Source organism: Polyangiaceae bacterium (genome assembly GCA_016715885.1).
GTDB lineage: Bacteria > Myxococcota_A > Polyangia > Polyangiales > Polyangiaceae > Polyangium.
Genome location: JADJXL010000008.1, coordinates 121,935 through 147,629 on the forward strand (window position 1 = coordinate 121,935; position 25,695 = coordinate 147,629).

The following is a 25,695-nucleotide window of genomic DNA, read 5'->3' on the forward strand; positions in this document are numbered from 1 at the left end:
AGATCAATAATTTCAAGCACTTACGGCCCAAAGTTGGCACTACAAATCTACGCGACGCGTGGGGTCCGGATGCGCTCGGGTAGGCGTAGCCCGAGGCGGTCGAGCAGGGCTGCCTGTTCAGGCTCGGGACGGACGATGCAACGAATCCGCAGTTCGCGCCCGGCTTCTCCTGCGATGGGGATGATGACGTCCGCGCATTGAATGCGATGAAGCTCCTCGAGAATCGTGCGCGGACTGTTGCCCAATCCTGCACGTTTCTGCCACTGTTCCAGCGTTTTCCATAATGCATACGCCAGAAAGCACACGAGAATGTGCGCCTGTACTCGCTCGGCTTTCTGATGCCATATCGGTCGAATCGAGAGGTCGTTTTTATGAATGCGAAATGCGGCTTCCGCTTGCGTCAATTGAATGTACGTGTGCCATATTTCTTGCGCCGACCAATTGTTTACGTTGGTGCGCAGCACATAACATCCCTCGCTTTCGCGGGCCCATTCATTCCAGTCAAATTGCAGCGCTTTCTGAAGTTTCAATCCTCCGGCCCTGGTTGGATCGTAAACGATTTGTATTCGATAGCGGCCGGCCGCGCGTTCATTGCCGCCGAGAAGCCGCCCAATTTGGCGTTCGAGCGTGCTTCGATCCACGGGCTTTTTGGCTCGCTCGAGCCGCCGCTCGATTCGTTCGAGACCATCTTCGATCCGTTTCGCAAATCGGTCGTGCATCGCCGATTCCTTCTTCGCTCGATCTGCGGACCGGCACAATACAAATGTCTCGGATCCCTTCGAGCACAGCTTAACTTCCAATCCGTCACGAATTGCCGTCCAGCCCGCCGAATCCAAAATCGCCTCACGCCAAGATTTCATCGCTGCTTTGGGCGTGCCAATCAAATACCGTCTGCCCGTTGATTCAAGCCATTTCACATTCGCTTCGCTGCCCATCCCGCGATCCATGACCCATACGCGTTGCGCGATGCCAAATCTTCGTTCCATGCTCTCGACGATTTCTTTGACCGTCGTCATGTCGCTACGGTTTCCCGGGAAAACCTCGTAGCCAAGCGGAAGTCCTTCACGCGTGACGACGAGCGCGATGCAAACCTGCTTGCAATCCGAGCGGTGATCGCGACTGTGTCCGCGCTTGGCGAGCTCGTTTTTCTCCGCAAGCCCCTCGAAATATGTGCTCGTCACATCGTACAACAGCAGATCATATTCAATCGAGAACAATTCGCCGAGTCGCTTGCGCAAATGTTTCTCGATGGCTTCTTTGTGCGGCAAAAGCTCGTCGAGCGCGCGATACAGCCGGTCATCGTTGACCCGCTCCACTGGTAAATCGAGAATGTCTTCGAGCGCCGTTTTGCGATACCAATCCTCGGCGATGTGCAATTCGCTGGATGGCTCGCACAGTCGTGCAATGACCAAAACCGCCGCCATCGTGGACCATGCGACGGACTCTTTCCCTTCGGGCATGCACGACGCGCACAACATATCCAGTTGCAATGCCTTCCAGAGCGTCCATCCGAGCCACACATCGCCGAAATCACGACTGCGTTCGAGGCGAACAAGATCCGCTCGAATCTTCAAGGTTTGCGGAAGGGGATTATCTTCCCATAACTCCATTTGATTCGCGCCGCCCGTCATTCGAGCGCCCAACTCCTTCGCGGCCGCTCGCTCCTGCGCATCGAGATTCCCGAGCTGCGCGACCGTCTGTTGAACGACTCTGCCATTGCGACGAACGGACCGAACCAATCGCCAATAGGTGTGGGTGGTTCCGTTTTTCTTGACCAGCGAGCGACGTAGATACATCGGGATCTCTTGCTGCAATCATGGTCCTTCCGGTAAAACCGCGCAAATCCATCGGTTGGCACTACACGCATGGTTTGGAAGGGCCGAGTGACGGGTCTTCCCAAATCGGCGACGCATCACTCGCGCACAACAACTCAGGCCACATGCCTGGCCCACATTGTTCCGTGGAATCAGCGTTCGGTGAGCACGATTCTGACGACGGGCTTGGCCAACTGCGGAAGTTGGGTTAGTTTCCGCTTGAGCCTCTGCCGATACCGTTCGTGTCGGGGCCGGCTTTGACGCTGGTCTTGGTTTTCATGGTGACTCCTCGTTGTTTGCAGAATGGTTGCTGGTTGGATTCGGGTCAGATGGCAGTCATTCGGCCGCCGGCCTTGACGCTGGTCTTGGTTTTCATGGTTCCTCCTCATTGTTTGCAGAATGATTGCTCATTCGTGCGTTCGCGTTCGGTCATTGGCCAATGCAGGTGTCGTGCCACATCGATGAGGCGTTCTTACGCCGCCTCCGCGGGCGAACTTGTCGCCTCCAAGTCCACATATCGCGCCCCCCATGTGGCCTCTCAGGCGACAACACGCGCTCCCCTGCCCAAGCGACGGCAGGCCATGTCGCCTCGAGGTCCACTCTGTCCCTGATGCCATCGCAACGCGCTCTGCGCGCCAATCGGCTCCGCCAGACGTCCCCCGCGCTGGAGAATCATCGTGCATCCACGAGATGAGCTCGCGCCCACCAGTAATCGTCGAGGTCACGCCGTTCGACCCGGCCAAACCCGGCCGCGCGAAGCTCGTTCTCCCAGGTTTCGATGGGCTGTTCGTACGTCGTCCGCGCCGCGCTGCGGTCGAAGTTGCCGAAGAACACGGGCATCAAAAACCCCTGGGCCACGAGTCCGCCATCCCCCGCATATTCGAGCAGCCCCTTTTCGTAGCGATCGACCACGTACGTCACGTGCTCGGGCGAATACATGTCGGCAAACACGGGCACGTCGAATTCTGCAATCAAAAGACGACCAACCTTCCGGCGAAGCCATACGAAAAGCGGCGCGCGCTCTGCGGGAGGGATATTGTGCAAGCTGAACGTGGCCTGGGCGAGGTCCCAACACGCGGCCGCGTCGTCGCGCACGAATTGCTGAAGCGTCACGTTCGCCGCCTCGTGCGTAATGCCTCGCCCACGAAGCGCCGCGAGGGTCGATTCGAGCATCGCGGCCGAAGGTTCGACGAGCGTCACGCGTCGAATGCAATCGTTCAAGGCTGGTAAAAGGGCGAGGCCGTCGCCGACGTACCGATATCGAGCAAGTCGGCCCCCTGGAAGGCGCTATACACGTCGCCGAGCGCCGCGCTGGTCGCTCGATAGAGGCGCGTATTGCTGCCCCCGCGAATGAAGGCGCCGAACGCCTCGCCCGTGACGTAAACCCCGCTTTTGCCATCGACGACGACCCGCGCGAGGTATACCGCAGCCTCGCGAAACACGCTGCTCGCAGGGTCGAGCTCCGCGGCGCGACGAGCATGCTCCGCAGCCTCCGCGAACCGGCCGTCCCCGAAAGCGACGACCGAGAGGTAAAATGGCTCCATTGCGCCGTTCATGATCGATGACCTCGCCTCCAACCCTCGAAAATTGAATACCGACCTGGCTCATTCCAAAAACGACCCTTCCATCGACCACTCGAACTCGTCTCATTTTCAACAAGACCCTGTTTGTTGAAAATGAACCCGACCGAAGTGGTCGGAGCAACCTTCGTTCGCGTGTTGAGGTCGGCCCCAACGGGCGATGGAAGGTTTGTTTGTGGATTTTGCTTTCCCTCGAATGCCGTTCGACCCTTCTTTGGGCGACTGAGGCGGGGCTCGGTCGACGAACGAAGGGTCGATGGGCGATTGGGGACGGCTTCGATCGAGGTTCGAAGGGTGTATTTGCGTTTTGGGCTTCCGAATTGTTCGCCGCCGGCTTTTTTCCGGCGCTTCGAGCTGGGCATCGGGGATCGCAACCGCCGTGCCAGCGCCCGAGCCCCTCGCAACGGGGTTATCGCCGCGTCCGCGTGAGAACGTCGTCGCAGCCACCGTCAACTACCGAAAGACGTCGTCGGCCGTCGATGCATCGATGGCGTTGTCGAACCAGCGGTCGAGCACTTGGCGGTCTTCGCAGGTGCGGATACGCGATTGCTGTTCGCCGCTCAGGACCAACCCTCGACGTGCGGCTAGTCGGAAAATTTTCTCTCGATCGGCCTTGACTTCGCCAGCACGGAAGCCCTCGTCCTTCGCCTCTTGGTAAATGTACTTCCCCAGTTCCTTCACGAAGGGGAATTCCCGAGCTGCAGATCGTTGGTCCATGGCCAGCCTCATGAGCGCTTCCTGCATAGGTTTGCGGAGCACGTTCCAGAGAACCTGAAAGTACACCATCGCCACTTCCCGGTCCAGTGTCGAAATCCCCGCAAGCGTAGCGCGAATGACCGCCTCACCCCATTAGCACCCAGGACAAACACGTCAAGTTCGTCAGGGCGGAAAAAGGTTTGGCTTGGGGCGAAGGACGCCGAAGGCAATCCGATGCCCCAAATGTTCCATTACAGTCCAAGACGAGGCATTGCCGAACGCCGTTCGACCCTTCTTTGGGCGACTAAGGCGGGGCTCGGTCGACGAACGAAGGGTCGATGGGCGATTGGGGAAGGCTTCGAACGAGGTTCGAAGGGTGTATTTGCGTTTTGGGCTTCCGATTTATTCGCCGCCAGCTTTTTTCCGGCGCTTGGCGCTGGCATCGGGGATGATTTCGTGGATTTGAGCTTCGGTGAGCCCCAGGCTCTTCAGGTCGCGTTTGAAGCTCACCAGCCGCGCGTGCGCGGCGCGGACGGCGGAGCGGTAACCTGCCTCGGCGACCGTTTCAGCAGCTTCCGTGGGCCGGTATGCATCGACAGCCGACGCATACGGGACGCGAGCAGCTTCGATGGTGTCGGCCCAGGCTGCGCGTTTTTGCTCGGGCCATTGCGGGGCCGATGCTGACAGAATGCGCGCTCGCAGGATCGCCATGCGGAGCGGTTGGCCTTGTGGATCTCCGGCGGTATAGGTTTTCGTGCCGCCGGGGTAGACTTCGTCCATGTGCGGGCTCTGGCGCGGCCTGCCAAGCGCATTCCACATTTCGTCGCGCACGCTGCCGATGGCGTTGTCGGCATCGTTATCCATCGCGAGCACGATGACCCACGCGGCACTTGCGGCTTTGCGGGTCGCTTCGTAGAGTGTTTTGGCATTTTCAATGGCTTGCACCGACGGTGCGAGGCGGTCTTTACAAGCCTCGGCAATCTCGCCGCCACGAGCCATTCCGTTTTGGTAGGCGTCGCCAACGTCTTCGGCAATGTCGTCGACGTTGGCGCCTGAACTGATGACTTCTCCCATGCGAGCGAGGTGACAGCATGTGGGGCGAGGACGCAAGTGGATTTTGTGGGGTCGATGGAGAATGTGGATGGTTGTCGGAGGCGCGAGCAGGTGGATGACGCGTAGCTCACATTGCTCGACGGGGCGAGGCGCAACGAGGTAGGCTCGATATCCCGCAGTAGACCTAGTTGAAGATGGGAAAACCATCTCGGCAACTGGCGGGAAGATGCGCGATTCGACGACATCGACGCATCGTCCACCCGAACGTCGAGCCGCGAGGAATTCCCTGTCGAGTCCGATGATTCGTAACTGCGGCAGGCGCCGCGTCCCAAATGCACCTCGCCAAATCGCGCGAGGGAAAACCGAGCAGCAGGCGCGAATGGCCGGTGACTCTCGAGGCACAGAAACAGCAAAGGGGCGCGCGATTCACCTGAATGGTGCCCGCCGTCGGTCGTGAGCGAAAGGGTGATGGTGTCACGTTCGCGCTTCATGTGTCGATATTACTTCAGATTTCGGATGATATCACGGAGGTCGGGGTCTGCATCGGCCCACGCTCGGTCCACGATGACCGCCAATGCGGCCGCTTCATCCGCGCGCCCTTATGCACGGGCCATTTCTGAGAGGCGCAACCGCGCCGCTACCGATTCGAACGGATAATACCACGGCTCGGTCATGCATAGTCGGTATGCTTTTTCCGCTTCGGTCTTCGCTCCCACGGACTCGAATGCAAGCGCCACCTCGAATGCCACCATCTGGCGCGCATTCGGCATTTCAATCTCGCGATACATCGTCGTCACGGCATCGTTGCCTCGACCCAGGCGCACGAAGGGCAATACATACGCAGAGGTAAAATCCTGACTGACATTCTTCCACTTCAGATCGCGAATCAGCGCATCGAACTGGTCGCCAAAGGACTTTTCGCTTGGTTCACGGGCACGCAACAATGCCAGCTCGACCCGCGCTGGTGCAGCACGCGACTCTGCATGCTGAAGGTGCTCTTCGATTTGGCGAATGAGTTCCGGTGGGGGCGCGGGGCGACCCAAAAGGCGCTGCAACTGCAGATGCTTTCCGGCAATATCGAGGAATTTGTCATGCCTTGACCTGTGATCGAGACGATTCAATTCCGTTTCGACCGCGCGCGCCGCGGCCCGAATTTGGCCCGCGAAGAGCAGGGCTTGAATTCGTGTTGCTGCCCCGTCCTCGCTCACCTCCGGATCCGGGTCGCCCAACAATTCGTCGGCGGCCGCGAGAGCCGCCCGCGGGTCGAAGGAGGCGAATGCGACACGCGCCCGATCGTGCGCGAGATCCATAGCGGTGGTCGTTTCGTCCCCGAGCGCCTCCTTGATGGTCACGGCCGTGCGCGCTTCCTCGAACCTTGCCGATTGCAGCAAGCTGGAAATGTGCGAGCCGCGCATTTCGGGCAATATCGCGCCCATCCACTCGAGATATCGCGACTCACGCTCTGACTCTGTATGGCCACTGAAAAATGCACAGCGCGTGATGGGCAGTCCCATGACGGGCACGTGTTTGGTCAGCCAATCGATCATGGGTGCGGATGTGTCCGTCCAAATACACCCGCACATGGTGTACAGCGCCGCAAAGTCGGGATCGGTAGAAAGGTCCGTATAACTATCGAGCATCCCCCTGGAATCTCGCTCGTCACCGCTCGGCAAAAATGTATACAATTCGGATTCGATCAGTTTCGCATGCGCCGCAGGCAACAAACCGAGACGCTTCAGCGTTTCCTCTTTCTCGGCCATTGCCCGGGTCCGATCAACGTGTCTCAATGCACATGCGAGCATCGCATGTGACACGGGAGAATCACCGTCCGTGGCGACAATCCTCGTGGCCGCGGATTCGAGGTCGGTGAAACCGAACGCATATCGACGTAATGCCCGCTCGATTCGCCGAGCGCCCGCTTCGTCACGCGCACCCCACGCAGCAATCCGTTCTCGAGGCATGGGCGGCACGGCGAACATGGGCGCGAGTGTCCGAATGGCGTCGTTTGTCGCAGCAATCGGCGTTTTTCCTTCGGCTTCGGCCGTTTTTCCGGCCAATTCGAGCTTCACACGTGCACTTCGATCGGCGCGTATCTCGGCGTGCACATGCAAGCGCGGCCCGCGCGATTCATGCCACGCCACACCGAGCTCGATAGCAAGCCGGGCGCACGCGCCCTTCCCGAGCGCATTGGCCAATTCGGCCGTCGCGCTCGGACCCTGGATTTCGGCGGCCGCGCAATCAATCGCTTCGACGAAATCCGGCGCTACTGACCCGCGCGACTTGCGCCAGAACAACCCTCCCGCGATTGCAAGGCCGACGACCATCAATATGGGAACTGCCCATTTCGTTCGATTGTTCGACCTCTTTTGGGGAGATACGTCGATGTCTCGTTCTTTGGTTGGTTCAGGATGACCTTGGATGTCATGCGGCGGCTTTGCTGCACCGTCCGGGGATAACGTTTGCGTGCGGGTTTTGCTCGACGCAATGGCGGGCAGGGTCGGTGCAAGCGCGTCGAACCCGGGCAAATGCTTGCTTTCATTATCGCTCGGCGCCGTGACCGCGCGCTCGACGCGTAATGCATTGGCTTCAATGCCAAGCGTTTTGCACAGTGCCGAGGCAGCATCCAGTACGCCTGGAAAACGCGCTTGCGGATCCGGAGCGGTAGCCCGGAAAAACCACGCATCGAACGCTGCAGGCAACACCACGCCAAGCCTAGCCGCACGTATCGTCGCCGGTTCTTTCGGTCCATCCAACGTCAAAACGGCAAATGCAACCGCACTTACCGCCGCCTGCGCTTCATCAGCCCAGTATTCGCGCCCCGCGAGAAGCGAATACGTGACCATTCCGAATGCATACACGTCCGTTGCCGGGCTGATTTTCCCATTGGTGATTTGCTCGGGGGCCATGTAGATAGGCGTGCCCACGGCGGCCGTCGTCCCCGCCGTATCAGCGACGCGTTTGGCGACCCCCAAATCGAGCACCTTCACGATGGGATCCGCTCCGTCGCGTTCCGCGAGAAAAAGGTTCGACGGCTTGAGGTCCCGGTGCACGATCGATGCTCGGTGCAGCGCATCGATGCCCCGCGCGGCTTGCGCCAAAAGCGTCCCGACCTCGAGCGGCGACAGCGGACCAAGCCGAGCCATCCGGGAACCGAGGTCTTCACCACGCAAGAACTCCATCACCAGAAACGGGCTGCTCGTGACGTCATCGACGCCAGCATCGAGCACATCGACGACATAAATGCTCGACACCATCGCCGCGGCCCGCGCTTCGAGGCGAAAGCGCTCGCGCGATGTCGCGTTTTCCGCCACGTGCGGAAGCATCACTTTGAGCGCACACAAGCGGTCGGTCTCGATGTGTCGCGCTTCGTAGACGGCTCCCATGCCGCCTGCTGCGAGACGGCGAATGATGCGGTAGCGACCCGCGAAGATGGAGTTGTCGGCAAGCACGGAGCGCGTCGGCATACTGCATGGATCGCGCCAGGATGACAACCAGAACCGACGAGCGCTCGAGGCGAATGATCTTGATACCGCTCAGCGCTTCTCGTGCGCGCTCGCATCTTGCTCGAGCGTACCTCACATTTCCCATTCTATCGTTACGGCACCTGTTGTATAAGCGGATCATGCGCAACCTTTCTTCCCTCTTGCTTCTCTTCGCAACGCTCACGCTCGGCTCCTCCGCGTTTGGAGCCACATACCAAGTCGGCCCTGGCAAGACCTACTCCAATCTCGGCGCCGTCACCGGAATCCTCAATCCCGGCGATATCGTCGAAGTGGACGGGGACCAGACGTATCCGGGAGGCGTCGTCTTCGATCGGCCCGGTACAGCGGCGCAAAAAATCACCATTCGCGGAATCCGCATCAATGGAAAGCGTCCCGCGTTGACCGGAGGAAACAACACCATCGAAGCTGCGGCGAATCATTACGTCTTCGAAGGGCTCGATCTGTCGGGTGGTACGTCCCGCTGTTTTTATCATCACGCGAATAACATCGTTCTACGTGATTCGGTGGTGCACGATTGTCCAAAGCAGGGCATCCTGGGGGCCGACAACGACTCCGGGTCCCTGCTGCTCGAATACACCGAAGTCCACCATTGCGGCGGAGGCACGTTCGACCACCAAATCTACATGGCCACCAACGAGGTCGATTATCCCGGCTCCGTGTTCCGGATGCAGCATTGCTACGTGCATGATGCCAATGGTGGTAACTCGGTCAAATCGCGAGCGGAGCGCAACGAGATTTATTATAACTGGATCGAGGGCGCCATGTACCACGAGCTCGAGCTGATTGGGCCGGATCCTGCCGGGGGAGTGTCGGAAAACACGGCACGGGAGGACTCCGACGTCGTCGGCAACGTGCTGCGCAAAAGAAATACATTCGCCGTCGTCCGATTCGGGGGAGATGGAACCGGGCAGAGCAATGGTCGCTATCGCTTCGTGAACAACACCGTGATCACGCTGGGCGGCGGAAGCGCCGTGTTTCGGCTCTTTCATGGACTGGAGAGCGTCGAGGCCCATAACAACGTATTTTTCTCCATCGGCGGTTTTGTCAACATGGTCAGGGAGGTCGAGGCGGACTGGAGCACTGGACAAACGCTCTTCGCGGGCAGCAACAACTGGGCAATCAATGGAACGACGAACATCCCGGCCGATTGGAGCGGCACGATCCTGGGGGACAACCCCGGCTTCCTGAACATCGACGCCAATGACCTGCATATCGACATGCAAAGTCCGCTCGTCGATGCAGGTGCGAATGCGACATCGGGGCCACCCGGTCATGATTTTCCTCAGCCGCTGGACAAACCGCTGTGGCATCCGCCGTCCCATACCGTCGAAGCGAGCGGCGCCGCATTGTCACGACCGAGCTCGGGCGCCATCGATATCGGGGCCTATGAATTCAATGCAGGTGGCGCTGGTGGCGCTGGTGGCAGCAGCAGCAGTAGCAGCAGCAGTGGTAATGGGGGCGCAGGTGGGGGCGGTAATGGCGGCGGTGGGGGCGGCGCAGGTGGGGGCGGTGATGGCGGCAGCGGAGAAGGCGGTTTTGGTGCGAGCGGCAATGAACCGGTGGCGTCATCGAGTTGCGGGTGCCGTACGATAGGGGATCCTACGGGAAACGTTGCATGGGCGCTGTCCTTGTTGTCACTTGCAGCATTCGCGAGCAGGCGCAGGCGCGGTTCGTGATTTTGCCTGCACTGCCGCCCTGCCCACTTCCGTGAGCGACGGACACCATCGTCGCAATCTGCAATTCTTCGCTTCGCCATTCGAACCAGCTCGAAACATCGTCGATTCGACTTCATGATTCCATTGGGGGGAAATCATGAACAGTCGACCTTACGAGCTTTACATTTCGCTCGATGCGCTACAGCAATCATGGCAGGCAACCACCGCGTGGGAAAACGAGGCGCATTTGCGAGCAGCCCTCGTGTCGCCTCGAGTTGACGTTCTTGCTCATCGAAGAAACGTGGCGCGATACCCGACGATACGTACGCAAACGAGATCGAATCGACCGTTTGTGGAACAGCGCAACCATGCAAATTCGGCTCCTCGCCGACGTACTCGATAATGCACGTCCACCAGAAAGCACATTTTCGACGTCGCCGTCGCATTCTACGAATTTACGTGTGCTCCGGACATTCGAGCATCCAAAGCGCAACGTGCGGCATTTTGTCGACGAATATGCCACGCTGCTCGACGAAGTGCCCATTCTGTTGGGATTGGAAGGGGAAGTCGAACAATTCGCGGCTGCGTATGGTTTGTCAATGCCATCCCGCTGCGCCGAGCGCTTGCAGTTGCCTTACGATACGTGGATCCAACCGGAAAGAATCCGCGCCATTTTCCGACGACGCACGTTCAATGCCGAGGATCGCTTGTTCGCCACGACGCACCAAAGCATCGAATGCTGGATGTTCATCGTTCTGGGCGCATTGGCATCTGCCGAAGCGTCGACCGAAAAACAGAATTATGCACAGGCCGCCATGGCGATCGAAAAAGCGACCAAAATCATGACCTATCTATCGGGCGCCATCATGATCCTCGAGACCCTGGTGCTGGCCGATTATCATCCGCTCCGCGTACGTCTTCGTGATGCAAGCGGCGCGCAATCACGCCAAATTGCCGATGCCATGGCCGCATGCCGGCGGATCGGAACGCAATTGAGCACGGACATGCAACGCCGCGAATTGTCTTTTTTGACCATGTACCAAGCTCCCGACGTTCATCCAACCGAACATGCTTTCGCGGAAGCGCTGACGACGCTCGAACATCGGTGCGCTCTATTCTTGTTCAATCATTACAAATTGGCCACGCGTATCCTGGGCTCGGGCAGCTTGGGTTCATTGGGGGTGGAAGTCGGAACGCTCGTGAGTCGGTTCGTCGAACCCATGCATCCCGCTCTCGACCACGCCCGTTATCGGTACAATGTCTTCACGAGTTTTGCGTATGGGCGCCATGCCGGCACCATGGTCAGCGAGCTCGAACGCGCCGACCCCGTATCGAGCCGTCTGCCCGCCGCGGTCGATGAAAATCGCATTCGCGAGGTCACCAGCGCGTATTTCGCAGCCATGGAAACCATGGACATCGATCGTTGGGTTGCGCTGTTTTCGAAGAGTGGAACCGTCGAATCGCCCATTGGCAGCCGCCCATTTCGAGGTCACGCGGGACTTCGCGTCATGTTTCGCAATTTCATGAAAGCATTCGCGCCGAGCATGGTCGCCACCATACGCGCCGTCCGCATCGATGCTCCACGTGGTTATGCCGAAGTCGATTGGCAAATCGACGCGTCTCATCAAAAAATGCCCATTACGTACGCGGGAACCGAATGTTTCCAATTCACGGCTGCTGGAGAAATCGCACACGTCGTCGTACACGACGACCCCGAGGAAATTGCTTTGCAAATGTTGTCCCCGAGCGAACGACGCGCTTGCCTCTCGCAAAAAACATGAGTTTTTTCAACGAATTCGTTCGAGCGCTGCGCGAAGAGTCGGCAGCGTCTCCACGACGGCGAGATCGGCATCCAAACGGACGAGCTCTTTGGCCACGGCGCTACGCAATCCACACAAAACGACTTTGGTCCCAAGCAAACGAAGCGCCGCACACGTGCGCAAGAGATGACTTGCCGTCGAAGCGTCCACCTCGTCGAGACCCGTCAAATCCACGATGACGAGCCGAGTCGGTCGCTCGTGCACCCGCGTGAGCAATGCCTGGGTGAGCAATGCTTCGCGCTCGCGATCGATTGCGCCGATGATGGGGATGGCGACGACTCCGTGCGCCACTTCGAGGATGGGCGCCGACAATGCCCGAATCGTCTCGGCTTGTTTTTCGACGACCGCCAACTGAGGTTCGAGCTCACGCACGCTTTGGTTGTACACGTGCACCATTTTCTCGATGCGCGCCTCGTATTGCGCAGTCTCGTCCAATGCCGCCGCGAGATCTTGCTCGCGTTGACGCAATTTGGTCTGCGTTTTACGGAGCGTATGCGCGCATTGACGCAGGCGATCCAAAAGTACATGCAATTCGGCCGGACCCGCGGTGAGCGCAGGGCAATCATCACAGGCGCCCATTGTATCGAGGAACTCCTCGAGGGACACGTTCGCCTGTGATGCAACTCCAAGCAAACATTCCGCGCAGCGCATCGTCAAGACCCGAGCAGCACCACCGTGAACGTCGCGTCGTGACACACCGTCGTGTCACGCACGGGCGAAAGCTCGCCATAGGTGTAAAACCCAACTTTGGGAATTGCAGCGTCGAGGCATCGAAACGCACGCCGTATTTCCTCTTGATACCTCGAGCCGAGGATCAACTTGCGACAAGCACAACCAAAAATGAGGGCAACGTCCGGCTTGGGCACTTTCTCGAGGGCTTCATTCACCGCTATGCCGGCCGCTTCGAGCAAATCATCTTTGGTGGAACACGTCAGCCGGACCTTCGATCCGACCGCGATTTCGCTGCTCAAAAGCAATCCGCCGCGTTCTTCGTCGAGCTTGCGGACGACACGCACGACATTGGTGCGATCGTCGGAATCCATGTAATCGCCATCGAGGTTGGGCACGCACAAAAGGGGGAACTCGATACCCACCATCTGCTGGTCCCGTACGGTTTGTCCCAGAAATTCTTTGTAAATGCGCAATGCAGGCACACCATCGAGCTCGAGGATGAGGTTTTTTCCTTCCACACGCGTCACCGTACGCACGTTGCCGACGGGCTGAAAACCCGACTTTGCTGCAGTGGCAATGGCCATTTTGCCACGCAAGGCCAAAGCGACCGCGCCACCACTCAACACTTCACGACCATGAATTTCATACGTTCGCTCGAATGCCAGATGCTCGGCAGCCACGCCGCCCACGATAGGAAACTTCGTACCCAATACATCCTGCATTCCGCGCACGAGCTCCGCGGGACTCCCCATGATTCCGTCGGCAAATGTAATGAGGATATTCGGCTCGAATGCTTTGGCTCGTTTTGCAAGCTCGCGACCCGCAGCGCGGCCATCCGGCAACACATGGTCCACCTTGTATGCAGCACAATCGATGTCGGTAAACCCCATTGCAGTGACCGACCCCGTGAGCGCTTCTTCGGCGTTGATTTCACCAAAACTCGAACACCCTACGACAATGGTATCGTCGGGCAATCGCCGGCCAAGTCCGTCCATGACGCTGCGCGGATCATGTCGGCTGGAGACGAAAAGAAGGATACAGCGCGGAGCTGCACCGAGCTCGAGAATCAACCCCTCGGCAACTTCTTTCCCCGCAATCGTCGATGATGGATGCACGATGGATACGGTCGCTACTCGCATGGTCATCCCCCCAAAAACCACAGCCATTTCGCGGACGACGACGACGCGCCCGGACTCTGCCATGGTCACACCAAGGTGACCGAAGCTCAATGGATGCGCAATGCTGAATTTTGGAAAATGGGAACAATCTGCAAGGCCACCGGAATGCCCGGGACACGTTCATTGCAATGCTTTGGACGTTTGCGCATGGCGGTCATATTGCGAACCGGCGAGAACCTCGGCTGCCATTTCGTTCATTGGTGGCGCCTCGTGCGTGTCGACCAGCGGCACGATGGGGGTAGACATGAGAGGCGCGAAAATGAGAACACGGCGTCGTCACGCCTGCGTACCCAGGACACGCCCAATGCATTACTTCAACGTCCGATGCCTGAAGAAAACAGGCTCCGGTGGTTCTCCTGCAAGCAACGCTCGTCCACCCCGACATCGACACCTTCGGCACCGAACGCCTCTTCGCCTGGAAACTACTTTCGGACTTCGTGTCGCCAGACGATGACGGCGATGACGTGACGCTCGCGCGCAAGTACATCAAGCACGTCGAGGTGGGGCCGCTCGCGCACGGCACGGTGAACAAGCGAGGGCGCGGCTGGTTCTCGATAACGCGTGCGACCGAAGATGTGGACGACGAGGACGCGGAACGTCCAGCCGTGGTGTACACGATCGAGGTGAGCGACCCGTCGCTGCTCTCACAGTTGGAAGAAGGGGACAGCGAGGAGAGCTTGGCCTACGTCGAGCACGACAAGGTGATCCTCGTGGAGACGAGCGCGGGGCCCGCGAATGCTCCGGGCAAAGCCAAGGCGAACAAGGCCAAGGCGAGCAAGGCCAAGGAGACGACGACCAGGGCGAGAGCAAGGCCACCAGGACGCCTCGGATCGGGCCGCGTCGCCGCGTGAGGTCAAGTCCTACGACGACCTGCGCAAGGTGTGCTTCGAGCTAATCCGTGACGGGCGCCACTGGCCGGATGCGATCATCGCCTTCCTGGTCCGGTGGGCCGAGGATGCCAGCGACGAGCAGGTCATGGCCTGGCTCGAGGAGCTCTCGGTGCCCGGCACGGGCCGGCTCGGTCAGGTCGCCGGTCGGGTGGCGGTGCAGCGCGTGCTGGCCGGCAAGCTCGATTCGGCGCGGCGTTTCGTGGAGGCGGGCGAAGCCGCGCTGCCCGCGGAAGACAAGGCCGAACGCGCTCGCGCCATACAAGGGCTCATGGCCGCCTGGTGGCGTCTGGGCGACGGGGCCCGGGCCGAGCGGGCGTGGAAGGAGCTGTTGGCCGATCGCGAAAGCTACGTATCCGCGCAGGACCTCGGCTGGGTCGCCGCCTTGGGCGGCCAGGTCGATCGCTTCGTGGAGGTCGGCGAGATCGGTAGCATGTTCGACTACGCGACGACCGAAGGCCTCATGGCGCTCTACGCGGACGGCGCCGACGTGTTTTGTGACGCGATCGATCGGTGTACGAACAAGGACACCAGCGAAGAGCTCACCATGGCGCTGCTCCGTCGTGCGCTGAAGGATGGCACCCAGGGAGCGTTCATCGAGCTGGCGCTCCGATACCCCGACATCCTTCTGGGCCGCGGCGAAGGCGAAAGCTGCGTCACCGTTGCGCTGCAGTCGCTCGCGCAGGTGCGGCCTTCCGAGGCGGTGAAGCTGGCCCAGCCGAGTCAAGCTGGGCAACCTTGACCAGCCGGCGCTGCTCCGCCTCTGCGAGCTCGGCGAGCGAGCGCTGGTCGACGAGCTGCTCGAGCGGGAGCTGGCGCGGCTCGAACAGCTCAAGCCCAAGGACCGCGACTTGGACTGCCGCGTGTTCTGCCGGTATGCGGCCACGGTCGGCCGCGTCGACTTGGCCCTCCAGGCCTGCAAGCTCCCGACGAAGAGCGTCCGCTATTGCAGCGTCCAAGAGACGGTGCACGGCTGTGCGACTGTCGGCGACTTCGCCGGTGCGCTCGCCGCGCTCGAACTCTTCGACGACAACGACCACAAGCGTTCCGCCGTCACCATGAGCCTGCGCGTCACCGAGGCTGCATTCGCGAACGGGCCACGGGCCACGCCGTTCCGCGCTCTGTCCATGGACTGAAAGGGTGTCCATCAGGATTTGCCCGCTATTTGCACCTCACCCCCTAACCCCCTCTCCAACTTCGCATCACTTCGTGATGCTGCGTGGAGAGGGGGAAAAGAGGCTCAATCTGTTCCTACTCCCCCTCTCCACGAAGCGGCAAAGCCGCGAAGTTGGAGAGGGGGCTGGGGGGTGAGGTGCGAAAAGGCTGCGATTTTCTTCGCTCCGCCCATGCTCATTTGGCGGTCTCCATCGCACCCGCGCGTAATCGCTTGTTGTCACACTCGGACGGCCAGGGAAACAGATACGAAAGCGCCACACTGATCAGGATGCCATCCCGAAAACCCGGTTTTGCTTCGAGGCCGCGCGCTAGCCACGCCCGAGGTTCATAAGGCGGTTCTTTTCCCTGTGGCAGGTTCGCTGGTCGCGGCCCCGGTCGCTGCCAGAAGCTCAGAGCCGCCACCCCACCATCCCCGGCTTTCCAATCGAATCCCCGAACGCCTCCCATACCCAGCACCGTCACATTTTGAGACGCGAAACGAGCCACATCCCCTGCCTCGCTTTTCAGTTCCCCGCAAAAGCGTAATTGCTCCAAGAACCAATGGCGTCCACGTTCCATTCGCCTTGGGCATTCATTGCAGGCGACGCCCATTTGCAGTGTAATGCGAACCGCGGCCCGTCGAAAGCCCCGAAGACTCGGGCGGTCTGGGTGGTGCGACAAGCTGCCACCACTGTCCGACCTTCGATCTGGCCCCCAAAACCGAATCCAGTGGTTTCGGTGGCGCTCTCGGGCAACGCCAGCACGAACTTGATGCCATTCAACATCGTGTCCACTGTAACATCCCCCGTCACCACGCCCTCAAGGCTGCCCATGTCCGAGGGCGTCTCATTGCCGAGCACGCCTTCCGTGGCCGCACGCAGCTCGGCCAGTTGGGACAAGAATGCGCGGTAGTCTCGAATCAGCGCGTCGCCGAAAATCTTCTGCGTAGCCAATTCCCGTCGCAACGGGGTTGCCGTGCCCGAAAGCCCGGCGACCTGGATGGAAGCCGAACGATCTTCCCCCAAGCCGTTCGGCTTCGGGGAATGCTCGGGATCACACTCGTAAGCATTGAAGCCAAGGGGCCCTCGACGGTCAGCTCGGGCCCCTGCGAGAGCCCCGGATCGAGCACGAACTGGCCGCCAGCGCAGCTCGAAATGCAAACGACTGCGCCTGCGCGCCATCCCCATTGCAAGAAGTCTTTCACGCGACCACTCTCGCACGAGGCGAGGCGGGCGTACAGCCAGAACGTGGCGCCGCGTTACTTCGTGTCGCCTTGGGGAGAGCCGGGGCAGAGGTCCCCCCAATTACACCCTACTCGAGGCAAGTTCCGTGCCGATTTGCCGATCTTGTCTCAGAAATCGACCATGTTGACGTCTGCATGACCGAAATTCGACAGGAGAACGCCTGATCGGAGAGGTGAAACACCGTTGCCGAGGGTCGACAACGCCAAATCGGACGAGTGAGATGGCGATTCTTGCGGCGGGATTACGTGATCAGGCGTCCTCGAGGGCGAAGGTGTGGCAGAGGAACGGCGGATCGGACGGGTGAAGGCGCGATTTGGGCGTGCATTGACGTTGGTTCGATCGAGCCAACCGAAGATGGATCAGGGCACGATCGTCGCCGTCGCGAAATTGGGGCTGCCGATGATATAGTTGGGACTGGTGCGCATTGTAACGATGAGCGTTTGCGGGTCGGCGTCATTGACGTTGTCCCGAGCGGCAAGGATCATCGAAATGGTATTGGCACCAGCGGGCATGACGAGTGTTTGGGGCATGTCGCCATGCGACGGCCGCCAATAGTCGAACCACTTGGCCGCCGTGCCAGAGAGTCCGAAGTCGATCGCGAGGTCATTGGTGGAGCTCCCCGTGCGCGTGAAGGTGAACGTCATCGTATCGGTCGTGCTGAAGAGCTTGGCGATATTGTCGGTGGCCATGACCGACACGACGGGCAAGCCGATTTCGGCGAATAGGGTTTGGCGTGCGACGGCGCGGCGTCCATCGGGCCAATGCGCCTCGGCTTCAATCCATTGCAAGCCGGTGCCTTGCGGGGTGTAGGTATAGCTTTGGCCGTAGGCAGGCTGCTGGCCGCTTGCTTCCCAAATGATACGGGCGTCGCCCAAATCGAAGCCCGGCACGTCGAGCGATACGGTAAACGCATTCCCAGTCGAAATCGACACGGGGATGCCTTGGATGGAGGCGCCGGTCATCGCACGATACGTTTGCGAACGGCGCCTCGTCAAAGCGCCGAGCATCGTGGCCGCTCCGAGCGCGCGGGCCTGATCGGTGTGCACGAATTCGGTCAGGATGTTGTTCGTGTCGGTCCAGCGGTCGTAAAACGGCGTGGGGACGGGCGCATTATCGCGCGGGAAGGTGAGCTCGGAAAGCTGGGTGCCGTAGAGGCTGGTAGGAACGGGCCCGGTTTGTAGCGAGCCAATCGGAAAGCCATTGGGCGGCAGGACGCGCGGATCGTTCCAGGCGTATTGGTGGACGATCTCGCGTTGTCGCTTCCAGCCGATGCCCGTGAGGTATGTCAAATTGAGCGCATTCGAGCCTCCTTCGTAGTTGAAGTTGCGTAACATGGCGTCCAGGTATTGGGACCTGGCATCGAGCTGATACCCGGTTGCGATGTCGTACGTTTGCGCCCCGGAGAAGTACCAGCCGGCGCTCATGACGCTCTTCGAGGCGGCCGGAAAGCTCGTGCCATAGGCGCTTTGTCCGGCCCACGTGACGGCATCGTCGGCAGCGGCCCGAATCTCGGCCTTGCACTGCGCCAGATGCGTGCGATCGAGCCTTCGAGTCGGAACGCGGCCCGTGCGATCGGCGAAGGCATAAATACGAATGGCCGCGCCATAACCGGAATACATTCGCCACCAGCCCCAACGGCGTGTCGCGGGATCGGAGGGGTCGAACCACGAGAGCAAGGTGTCGTGGATGTTTCGATCGCGCGTCGCCACGAACATCGCCGAAGCTGCCCATGCCAGCTCGTCATCGTGCGTGAAGTCGTCACCGTAATGGGTAATCTTTTGGTACGCGCCGGCTTTGCCATATTGGGAAATCGCTTGCGTCAGAAATGTCCAGCCGCGGCGCGCAGCATCCAGGTATGCGGATGCCTCGGTCGGATACGCTGCTTTGAAGCGCTGCGACGAACCCAGCTCCGCCAATGCGCCAACCGCGGCAGCCGTCGCGGACGTCGTCTTCGGCCACACGACCTGCGGGTCACCATCGTCGGGCAGCACGTCGTGTTCGTATGCGCGGTCGCGCGGATACACCAAAAAATAAAATCCTCCGTCGGTATCTTGCATTTTCAGGAGGAAATCCGCCTCGATTTTCGCCTCCTGCAACATGTCGCCAATGCCGTCGCCCGATTCGGGAAGCCCCAAGTTATCGAGCGCTCCGACACCTGAAAACGAATCCGCGGCGAACGTCAACAAGTGTACCAGCATCGCGCTGTTGGTGGTGTATTTGGAGTAGTCGCCCGCATCGTGATGTCCTCCGGATACGTCCACGGTCCCTTTGCGTACGTAGGGAAAAAGCGCGGCGGCCTCCGAGGTGAGCTTGGGCGCGATTTGCGGCGGGTTATTCGAATTGATCGTGTTGGCGTTTGCGGCAATCTTGTTCCAGGTGAACGTGAATCCGCTGCCGCTCGGGACCGACGCCGGCGCCAAGTGACACGCTTCGTGCGTATGGCGCGTGAATGGCAAGTGGTTCGGATGGCCGCAACGCTGGTGAAACAACCCCTGTGCATAGGTCCGGGCAAAATTCATCGCAATGCCCTCGTCGATGACGAATGGGAGCGACGCGCCGAGACCCGGCACGACCAACATGTATTCGCCTTGCCGGGTGAAACTACTGAAGTCGGCTTCGTATACCTGCTGATATGGCGCTGGCACCGTGGGCCATCCCGAATCCGGACGCGCTGAAAGCGCGCCGGAGTGCACCGCCACGCCCGTCGTTGCATCGACCACTTGAAACGACAACGCGGGAGGCTTTAGCTCCCCGAGCGTTCCTATCCAATACCCCACGGACGCCTTTTTCGGCCACGATGGAACATAGCCTTCTTGATTCACGTGCACGGCGGGACCATAACGCAAAGCGTGTGCCCATCCTGAAAAGTCGAAATGGGACGGGAACACGCTTCCATTGGGATTCGTCACGACGATATGCGCGTCTTCGACAAGGGACGCACCGAGCTCCAGGATGAGGCTATTGCCGATGCGCAAGTCGTACGCGGCCGGAGGTGCCGACAATGGGCGACGCTTGAAACCGACCTGCCTGATGGGAATGGGAACGCCGTTGGCTTCGACGACGAATTGCGCAGCCGTGGGGATGTCATCGTTCACGAAATCCCACGCGCTCACCGAACCCGCTGCGGGCTTCGTCGTGATGCGGATCAATTCGAGCGTGGTGGGCGAAAGAATATTGAGCGTATGCGCATCTACCGCGGGCACGGCGAGCGTCGTGTAATTGACGACGTCCGCATCTGGCGCTTGCGCCCATGCGTCGGGCGACACAAGGGTCGAACAAGCTGCCGACAAAATCAACGCAATCGCACCGAAGCGGGGCACGGACGTCCGCAAGGTCGCTCTCGATGGCATTTTTTCTCCGATTACAGCTTGGCAATGGGTGCTGCATTGCCCACGATTACGCGAACGGCATTCGACGCACGAAAAGGAACGCGAATATGCTGGTCATCAAGAATGGACCCGGATGACTTCGAGCAAATCCAGGTGACTTCGACGAGAAAGCAAACACGGAAACCATTGCCACGGCACCTGGGCTTCGCCCCCTCGACGATGCCGACGCTCGGGCATCGAGCGGTCGAGCAAAGGCTATCATGGCCGATTCTGCATGCAAGAAGCGGGAGTTTGGGAAGAAAAATAAAGATGACTTCCCGGCAAGATGGAGCTCGAGATGAAACATTTGCCGTTCTTGTCTCGGAAATCGACCATGTTGACCTTTACATGATCGAAATTCGGCAGGAGAACGCGCCAACGCCGAAGCTCGACGCCAAGCTTCGACTGGATATTGAACCTATCCGCCTGTCGCCGGCCTAGCCGACTTCGCGGGTGCCGCGGGAGCAGAAACCGATGGTGGTGGAGAAGCTGCCGATGGTGGTGGGATGGCGCCGGATGCCGGTGGCGAAGCTGCCGATGGTGACGCGATGGCGGCCGATGCGGATACCGACGCTGCGGATGCCGATGCGCCAGCGCTCGTCGCCGTCGAAGCCGATCCTGCGGAATTCGGCGTATGCTTGGTCCGAGACCGAGGCGCAGCCATTGTCGACGCAGACGTCGACGGAATGGGGGCGGACGGCGCATGCGATGCTCGGGGATTCGACGGTGTCGTCGCCGATCCGGAAGACGGAGCCAATTCGACCGATTGGCCGTTCACGAGTTGCGTCCATATTCTTGTCCAGATCCATGGATCCATGACGAAGAACCCGCCGCCGATCAATGCAATCGTCATCGCAACCATGGCCGCCACGATGAGCCACCGCGACCGTTTCCGCGTGGATTTTGCACGGTAATTGGCCCACGGGCTACTCCTTGGGCGACCATCGCTGGGCATGATGATACGCTTTGGAGCTTCGTTTGCGCTGTCTCCCAGAACCTGCTCCCCTGTTTTGGAATCGCGCACGACCGGCGCTGCGGGGACGGCCGCTTCCAATGCTTCATTGCGACTGGATGCATTGACGGTAATCGTGTCGTCGACCGCTTCCGACGACTGTCGAATGCTCGAATCCTCGACGCGACACCACGGGCACGACCGATGCCGTTGCCAACGGCTGCAAAGCCGTCATCAATTCACGAACCGACTGGTACCGGTGTTCGGGTTGTTTTCCAAGCAACGCAATACGATCTCTTCAGATTCAGGAGGAATGCCTTCGCGTAAGTGGCTTGGTGGAACAGGATGAGCGTTGAGCACTTTTTCAGGATTTCCACCACGGTCTCGCCGGGAAATGGCATGTGTCCGGTGGCGAATTCATACAGAATGACCCCGAGTGCCCAGATGTCGCTGCGCGGATCCGTCGCGTTGTCCAGTCGTTCGGGCGACATATAGGCGGGGAACCGACGAAGTGCCCGTTGCCGTCACGCTTGGCGTCTTGCTGGAGCTGTGATCGAGCTGCTTCGAGATACCGAAGTCGAGCACCTTGACGCACGGCGTTCCATTGGGCCGCCGGGTCAGAAACAGGTTCGACGGCAGAGATCTCGATGCACGATACCCGCCGCGTGTGCTTCCGCGACGGCCTCGCATGCCTGAAGCACATAAAGAGCGGCCTCGTTGTAAGGGAAAAATCAGACGTGCGCGCAAAACACCATCAGGTCGTCCCCATCGGGGTACTCGATGACCATGTACACGCGCCGTTCTCGAGACGCCCGACATCGTGGACGCGCCACGTGTTCGCCCTTGAGCTTCGCACTTGCGCGCGCTTCGTTCAGGAACCGTGTCACGGCATCACGATGCTTTCGAGCACCTCGGGCAGCATCAACTTGATGGCAAAAAGCTCGCCCAGCTCCTCGTGCCCGCGGCGGTGACGTCCCCATCCCTCCCTCACCAAGCACCTGCTCGACGCGGTATTTCCCCAGCAAATCTTACCTGGCTGCACAGGTTCCATCATCGTCGTGCGCTTCAAGTAACGAGTTGTCGCGACCGGGGCCATCATTACCAACACATGCGGCATCGCTGCAAGGGGAAAGGGATGAACAGCGAGCCGAAAGAGTCAGTGTACGGCCCCAGCCGGATGAGCCACGTTCGACAAGCTCAGAATTTGGCCGCTCACTTCCGCGGGATCGGCATTCCGGATTGACGATCTGACCGAGCGATTGGCCCCGGGTCGATCGCGCATAGCACTTTGCACGCTAACGCAGATTCTGCAGGCGTCATGTTCGGCGATTGTTCGGTTTTCGAGCGTTTCCAGCCTGGCATGGCGATTGAAAACAGGTCGATCCGCAGGGGCGTCGAATCATGAACCGATCGTTTTTGCCGGCAGCCATCGTGAGCGCACTCCTGGTGAGCGCGTGCAGCGGACGTTGCGAAGTACGATGCGTATCATTACCGCGCGCGTCACCTTTCCCCCCGCCTTCATCCGACGAAGATTTATAATTGTATCAATGACCCCTGGCGGTCACGAGCTCACGTGGGACGGCCGGGAGCGATTCATTCAGGACCACCAATTGGGAGAACCCACCACGCGCATGCATCGAATCACTCTGGGACTCGTCCGACGGCGCGGAGGTGGGAAATTCTACTTACGGAGAACACCGGCGGTGGAGGCTGACATGGGGATGGCCTCGTGATGTGCGAACCCTACACAGTGACCTTGATGGATATCGATCCCGCAGCTTGCGATGAGAGGCTTGTAATGCAGCGCCGGTATGCCTGCGTCCCCACCCAAGGCCGGCGACCGTTGTTTTCCCGGATGTGTTGTGTCAGTACGGTTATCCCGTCACGCCTGCGAGCCGGGACCAGGCACACGTATCCACGGGTGCAGCAATGGCATCTGGATCGGTCTCAGAGAAGAGAATTTGTGTCGTGTGTGGCGTATCCTGCGACCCACCGTGACTCCTATTGCGCAGACAAAACCTTTTTCACTCCCTGCCGGACCGGGTCCATTCTGCACGGACACATCGGAAGCGCCTTCCTATGCTGCCGTTGATGACCTGCACGTGTACGCCCGGCGAATCCATGCGAACCGGTATGCAACACAGGGTAGTGCGTCGGCGCCCCAATGACGGCGGAATGCGAGAAACTGCCCCCACTGCGACGGTGCCGCAACCCCCGACGGCTGCCGGACCGGAGTTCGAGGCGTGCATGAACGACCTCTGACTCCGTACAACTCGTGTCAACCACATAGAGAGAAAAAGCTCGCTGTTTACGTGGTGAACGTCCGCCGCGGGCGTGGCTGTCTTTGCGCGGAGCAGCCATCGCTGCAGGACGGCAGGGATCATCGCAAGACATGAGGACTGCGCGAGCATTGTCAGGGCAATCGATCCCGCGCGTCGAGCAGCGTGGAGATAGCGTCGCGTAATGCAGTAACGGCCTGGTTGGCCTTTGCCTCGGCCTGGTCGGCCTTTACGCCTCCTCGTCGACTTCGCCTCAGATCCTCCCCATGCCCGTCAAACGGCCAATCAAATCATCCGACCCGAAGAGGCTCGGCCATCCCCTGGAAAAACCGCAGCGTGCCGCCCTGAATTGCAAGGTCGGGCCCGACCCGGCGTCGCTGCACGAGCTGTACCAGCCCCCCTTGCGGAACGATGCGTGTATAACGCGCCGCTTTTCGGATTCCTCGGAGCCGGTATCCGTGGATCCTCTGCTGCGCGCGATCGCCAAAAAATACTCCAGGGATCCACGAGGCGCGCGTAACGCTCGACACTTTGTCGACGACGGATCCTTCCGTCGGTCACCCCTGTCCACAACACCTCGAGCACGGAAATCAGGCCCCCTGCCCTCGTCGACCACCACCCACGCCATCCGCTCGTCATCCTCGATTTAGGGCATCAGCACAGCAAGTACATCCGGGGAAAACGATTCCTCGCCGGGATGAAGGTGTCCGCCTCTCCTCAATGACCAAGTAGATGGAGGCCGCGCCCCATCGTCTTGATTACAACCCGAGCATGTCAATGGCCCGGACCTTGGCCTTATAGGGAACCGCCCTTCGCCCATCATGCGGACGGGATCCAGACCAGGGCGTCGTTGACGTCGACAAGGAACCGCTCGCGCTCGTCCGGCGTCATCGAGCGCCAGGTTTCATGGTGGGGGCGATCGGAATCGGACACTTGGCTGGACCCGCTTGTGCGCGAACGTTGGTGGCCATCGGCCCGCGAGCTTAGCAGACAGCTCCGCGCGGCCGACACGTTTACCGATGACATCGCAGCTCGCGAACCATGGCGGCGTCCCAGAAAAGTAACTCAGTCCTAGTTCGTTTTGTGCGTACTTGCCAACGCACACAGTGTTGACAGCTCATGTCCGCTCCGGAATGCGAGACGGTCCCCAGTGCTCCGCTCCGTCCACTCAGGAAGTGTCCACCTCTCCTCCTCCCTCTCCTCTCTCCCGGTACCAATACTCCCTCTCCAAGTGTACCGCAGCAGGCCATGCCCTACCGACGACCATGGGTTGTCGTGCATATTCGATTACCGCGTGAACGAGACGGGTTTGCCGTGGTGTTGCCCGCGCGGAGCCGTGTGCAGATCCTCCGCTCACTCGCACCAAAGGCTCGTCCCCGCGTGCCGTCTCTGCAAGCCAAGTCGACGCCACGCTGCTGCTCGACATCGAGCTCGGGGGCGCTTTCGGAATGCGCCGACCAGAACTCTACGTATTCATCGGTGCAAGCCCCGGTCATGGTTCCACGCGTTATGCGCTCTACGCGGATCCCAAACCTTTCGACGATTTGTCCTACCCGGTGCGTGGTGCAGTCGAATTTCCTATAGGCGGTAATGACGTACGTGTCCGGCATCGGCCCCCGAGCCGAGCAACTACACGCCACGGGTGTACGCGACGGATTTGGTCAAGGCTGATTTCGTCGGAATCGATGCGGGGATCGTGCAGACACGACACTGCGACGAAGGACGCTTCATTTCAGATTCAACTCGATCGATATTACGCGCAGAAGAATCAATCGATTCCCCCGGCGCATCGCAGCCACCGTGGCGACAGCACGCGATTATGTGGGATTCGTCGATCAA

At 59.9% G+C, this 25,695-nt stretch carries 19 protein-coding genes and 1 pseudogene; 6 read left to right on the plus strand and 14 right to left on the minus strand.

Annotated features, from left to right (window positions below):
• Positions 1-47 precede the first annotated feature (47 nt).
• The 6 genes from IPM54_12035 to IPM54_12060 all read right to left on the minus strand — a co-directional run bounded on the left by IPM54_12035 (position 48) and on the right by IPM54_12060 (position 8,607).
• Complete coding sequence (locus tag IPM54_12035; GenBank protein ID MBK9260543.1) at positions 48-1,796, minus strand: IS1634 family transposase; 1,749 nt, start codon at positions 1,794-1,796, stop codon at positions 48-50.
• Between the two features lie 690 nt (positions 1,797-2,486).
• A complete protein-coding gene (locus tag IPM54_12040; protein ID MBK9260544.1) occupies positions 2,487-3,014 on the minus strand; it encodes a hypothetical protein in 528 nt (175 codons plus the stop codon).
• Positions 3,015-3,031: 17 nt separating this feature from the next.
• The gene (locus tag IPM54_12045) at positions 3,032-3,370 is read right to left on the minus strand and encodes a hypothetical protein (GenBank protein ID MBK9260545.1); all 339 of its coding nucleotides are present in this window, start codon (positions 3,368-3,370) and stop codon (positions 3,032-3,034) included.
• Positions 3,371-3,847: 477 nt separating this feature from the next.
• The gene (locus IPM54_12050) at positions 3,848-4,111 is read right to left on the minus strand and encodes a hypothetical protein (GenBank protein ID MBK9260546.1); all 264 of its coding nucleotides are present in this window, start codon (positions 4,109-4,111) and stop codon (positions 3,848-3,850) included.
• Between the two features lie 381 nt (positions 4,112-4,492).
• Complete coding sequence (locus IPM54_12055; protein ID MBK9260547.1) at positions 4,493-5,164, minus strand: hypothetical protein; 672 nt, start codon at positions 5,162-5,164, stop codon at positions 4,493-4,495.
• A 578-nt stretch (positions 5,165-5,742) separates the two neighbouring features.
• On the minus strand, positions 5,743-8,607 hold the full coding sequence (locus tag IPM54_12060) for a serine/threonine protein kinase (protein ID MBK9260548.1): 2,865 nt from the start codon (positions 8,605-8,607) through the stop codon (positions 5,743-5,745).
• A gap of 158 nt (positions 8,608-8,765) precedes the next feature.
• Between IPM54_12060 and IPM54_12065 the strand changes: the two genes are divergently transcribed.
• Complete coding sequence (locus tag IPM54_12065) at positions 8,766-10,322, plus strand: hypothetical protein (GenBank protein ID MBK9260549.1); 1,557 nt, start codon at positions 8,766-8,768, stop codon at positions 10,320-10,322.
• Between the two features lie 347 nt (positions 10,323-10,669).
• Complete coding sequence (locus IPM54_12070; protein ID MBK9260550.1) at positions 10,670-12,082, plus strand: nuclear transport factor 2 family protein; 1,413 nt, start codon at positions 10,670-10,672, stop codon at positions 12,080-12,082.
• 6 nt (positions 12,083-12,088) lie between these two features.
• On the opposite strand, the gene IPM54_12075 is transcribed toward IPM54_12070, so the two are convergent.
• Both IPM54_12075 and IPM54_12080 read right to left on the minus strand, forming a co-directional pair.
• A complete protein-coding gene (locus IPM54_12075; GenBank protein ID MBK9260551.1) occupies positions 12,089-12,772 on the minus strand; it encodes an STAS domain-containing protein in 684 nt (227 codons plus the stop codon).
• Between the two features lie 2 nt (positions 12,773-12,774).
• Positions 12,775-13,995 carry an FIST C-terminal domain-containing protein gene (locus IPM54_12080; GenBank protein MBK9260552.1) on the minus strand — a complete coding sequence of 407 codons (1,221 nt, stop codon included), beginning with the start codon at positions 13,993-13,995 and terminating at the stop codon, positions 12,775-12,777.
• A 323-nt stretch (positions 13,996-14,318) separates the two neighbouring features.
• Here IPM54_12080 and IPM54_12085 point away from each other — a divergent pair, with 323 nt between their 5' ends.
• The 3 genes from IPM54_12085 to IPM54_12095 all read left to right on the plus strand — a co-directional run bounded on the left by IPM54_12085 (position 14,319) and on the right by IPM54_12095 (position 15,994).
• Entirely contained in the window at positions 14,319-14,822 is a 504-nt protein-coding gene (locus IPM54_12085) for a hypothetical protein (GenBank protein ID MBK9260553.1), read from the plus strand.
• 28 nt (positions 14,823-14,850) lie between these two features.
• Positions 14,851-15,600, plus strand: coding sequence for a hypothetical protein (locus tag IPM54_12090; GenBank protein ID MBK9260554.1), 750 nt, complete (start codon positions 14,851-14,853; stop codon positions 15,598-15,600).
• 109 nt (positions 15,601-15,709) lie between these two features.
• Complete coding sequence (locus IPM54_12095) at positions 15,710-15,994, plus strand: hypothetical protein (GenBank protein MBK9260555.1); 285 nt, start codon at positions 15,710-15,712, stop codon at positions 15,992-15,994.
• A gap of 214 nt (positions 15,995-16,208) precedes the next feature.
• On the opposite strand, the gene IPM54_12100 is transcribed toward IPM54_12095, so the two are convergent.
• From IPM54_12100 to IPM54_12110, 3 genes are all read right to left on the minus strand, one after another.
• Positions 16,209-16,520, minus strand: coding sequence for a hypothetical protein (locus IPM54_12100; protein ID MBK9260556.1), 312 nt, complete (start codon positions 16,518-16,520; stop codon positions 16,209-16,211).
• 17 nt (positions 16,521-16,537) lie between these two features.
• Positions 16,538-16,966 (minus strand): hypothetical protein, encoded by a 429-nt coding sequence (locus IPM54_12105; GenBank protein MBK9260557.1) that lies wholly within the window; start codon positions 16,964-16,966, stop codon positions 16,538-16,540.
• A 650-nt stretch (positions 16,967-17,616) separates the two neighbouring features.
• A complete protein-coding gene (locus IPM54_12110) occupies positions 17,617-20,577 on the minus strand; it encodes a glycoside hydrolase family 9 protein (protein ID MBK9260558.1) in 2,961 nt (986 codons plus the stop codon).
• A 132-nt stretch (positions 20,578-20,709) separates the two neighbouring features.
• Here IPM54_12110 and IPM54_12115 point away from each other — a divergent pair, with 132 nt between their 5' ends.
• A complete protein-coding gene (locus tag IPM54_12115; protein ID MBK9260559.1) occupies positions 20,710-21,066 on the plus strand; it encodes a hypothetical protein in 357 nt (118 codons plus the stop codon).
• On the opposite strand, the gene IPM54_12120 is transcribed toward IPM54_12115, so the two are convergent.
• From IPM54_12120 to IPM54_12130, 3 genes and pseudogenes are all read right to left on the minus strand, one after another.
• Positions 21,063-21,434, minus strand: coding sequence for a hypothetical protein (locus IPM54_12120; GenBank protein ID MBK9260560.1), 372 nt, complete (start codon positions 21,432-21,434; stop codon positions 21,063-21,065). The genes IPM54_12115 and IPM54_12120 overlap by 4 nt on opposite strands.
• 382 nt (positions 21,435-21,816) lie before the next feature.
• A pseudogene (locus IPM54_12125) lies at positions 21,817-22,077 on the minus strand (protein kinase).
• A 231-nt stretch (positions 22,078-22,308) separates the two neighbouring features.
• Positions 22,309-22,464 carry a hypothetical protein gene (locus tag IPM54_12130; protein ID MBK9260561.1) on the minus strand — a complete coding sequence of 52 codons (156 nt, stop codon included), beginning with the start codon at positions 22,462-22,464 and terminating at the stop codon, positions 22,309-22,311.
• Between the last annotated feature and the right edge of the window lie 3,231 nt (positions 22,465-25,695).

Coding starts and splice junctions, on each gene's coding strand:
- IPM54_12035 (MBK9260543.1), bottom strand. CDS start 1,796: ATGTATCTACGTCGCTCGCTGGTCAAGAAAAACGGAACCACCCACACC.
- IPM54_12045 (MBK9260545.1), bottom strand. CDS start 3,370: ATGAACGGCGCAATGGAGCCATTTTACCTCTCGGTCGTCGCTTTCGGG.
- IPM54_12050 (MBK9260546.1), bottom strand. CDS start 4,111: ATGGACCAACGATCTGCAGCTCGGGAATTCCCCTTCGTGAAGGAACTG.
- IPM54_12055 (MBK9260547.1), bottom strand. CDS start 5,164: ATGGGAGAAGTCATCAGTTCAGGCGCCAACGTCGACGACATTGCCGAA.
- IPM54_12060 (MBK9260548.1), bottom strand. CDS start 8,607: ATGCCGACGCGCTCCGTGCTTGCCGACAACTCCATCTTCGCGGGTCGC.
- IPM54_12065 (MBK9260549.1), top strand. CDS start 8,766: ATGCGCAACCTTTCTTCCCTCTTGCTTCTCTTCGCAACGCTCACGCTC.
- IPM54_12070 (MBK9260550.1), top strand. CDS start 10,670: ATGCAAATTCGGCTCCTCGCCGACGTACTCGATAATGCACGTCCACCA.
- IPM54_12075 (MBK9260551.1), bottom strand. CDS start 12,772: ATGCGCTGCGCGGAATGTTTGCTTGGAGTTGCATCACAGGCGAACGTG.
- IPM54_12080 (MBK9260552.1), bottom strand. CDS start 13,995: ATGGCAGAGTCCGGGCGCGTCGTCGTCGTCCGCGAAATGGCTGTGGTT.
- IPM54_12115 (MBK9260559.1), top strand. CDS start 20,710: ATGGACCCGGATGACTTCGAGCAAATCCAGGTGACTTCGACGAGAAAG.
- IPM54_12120 (MBK9260560.1), bottom strand. CDS start 21,434: ATGGATCTGGACAAGAATATGGACGCAACTCGTGAACGGCCAATCGGT.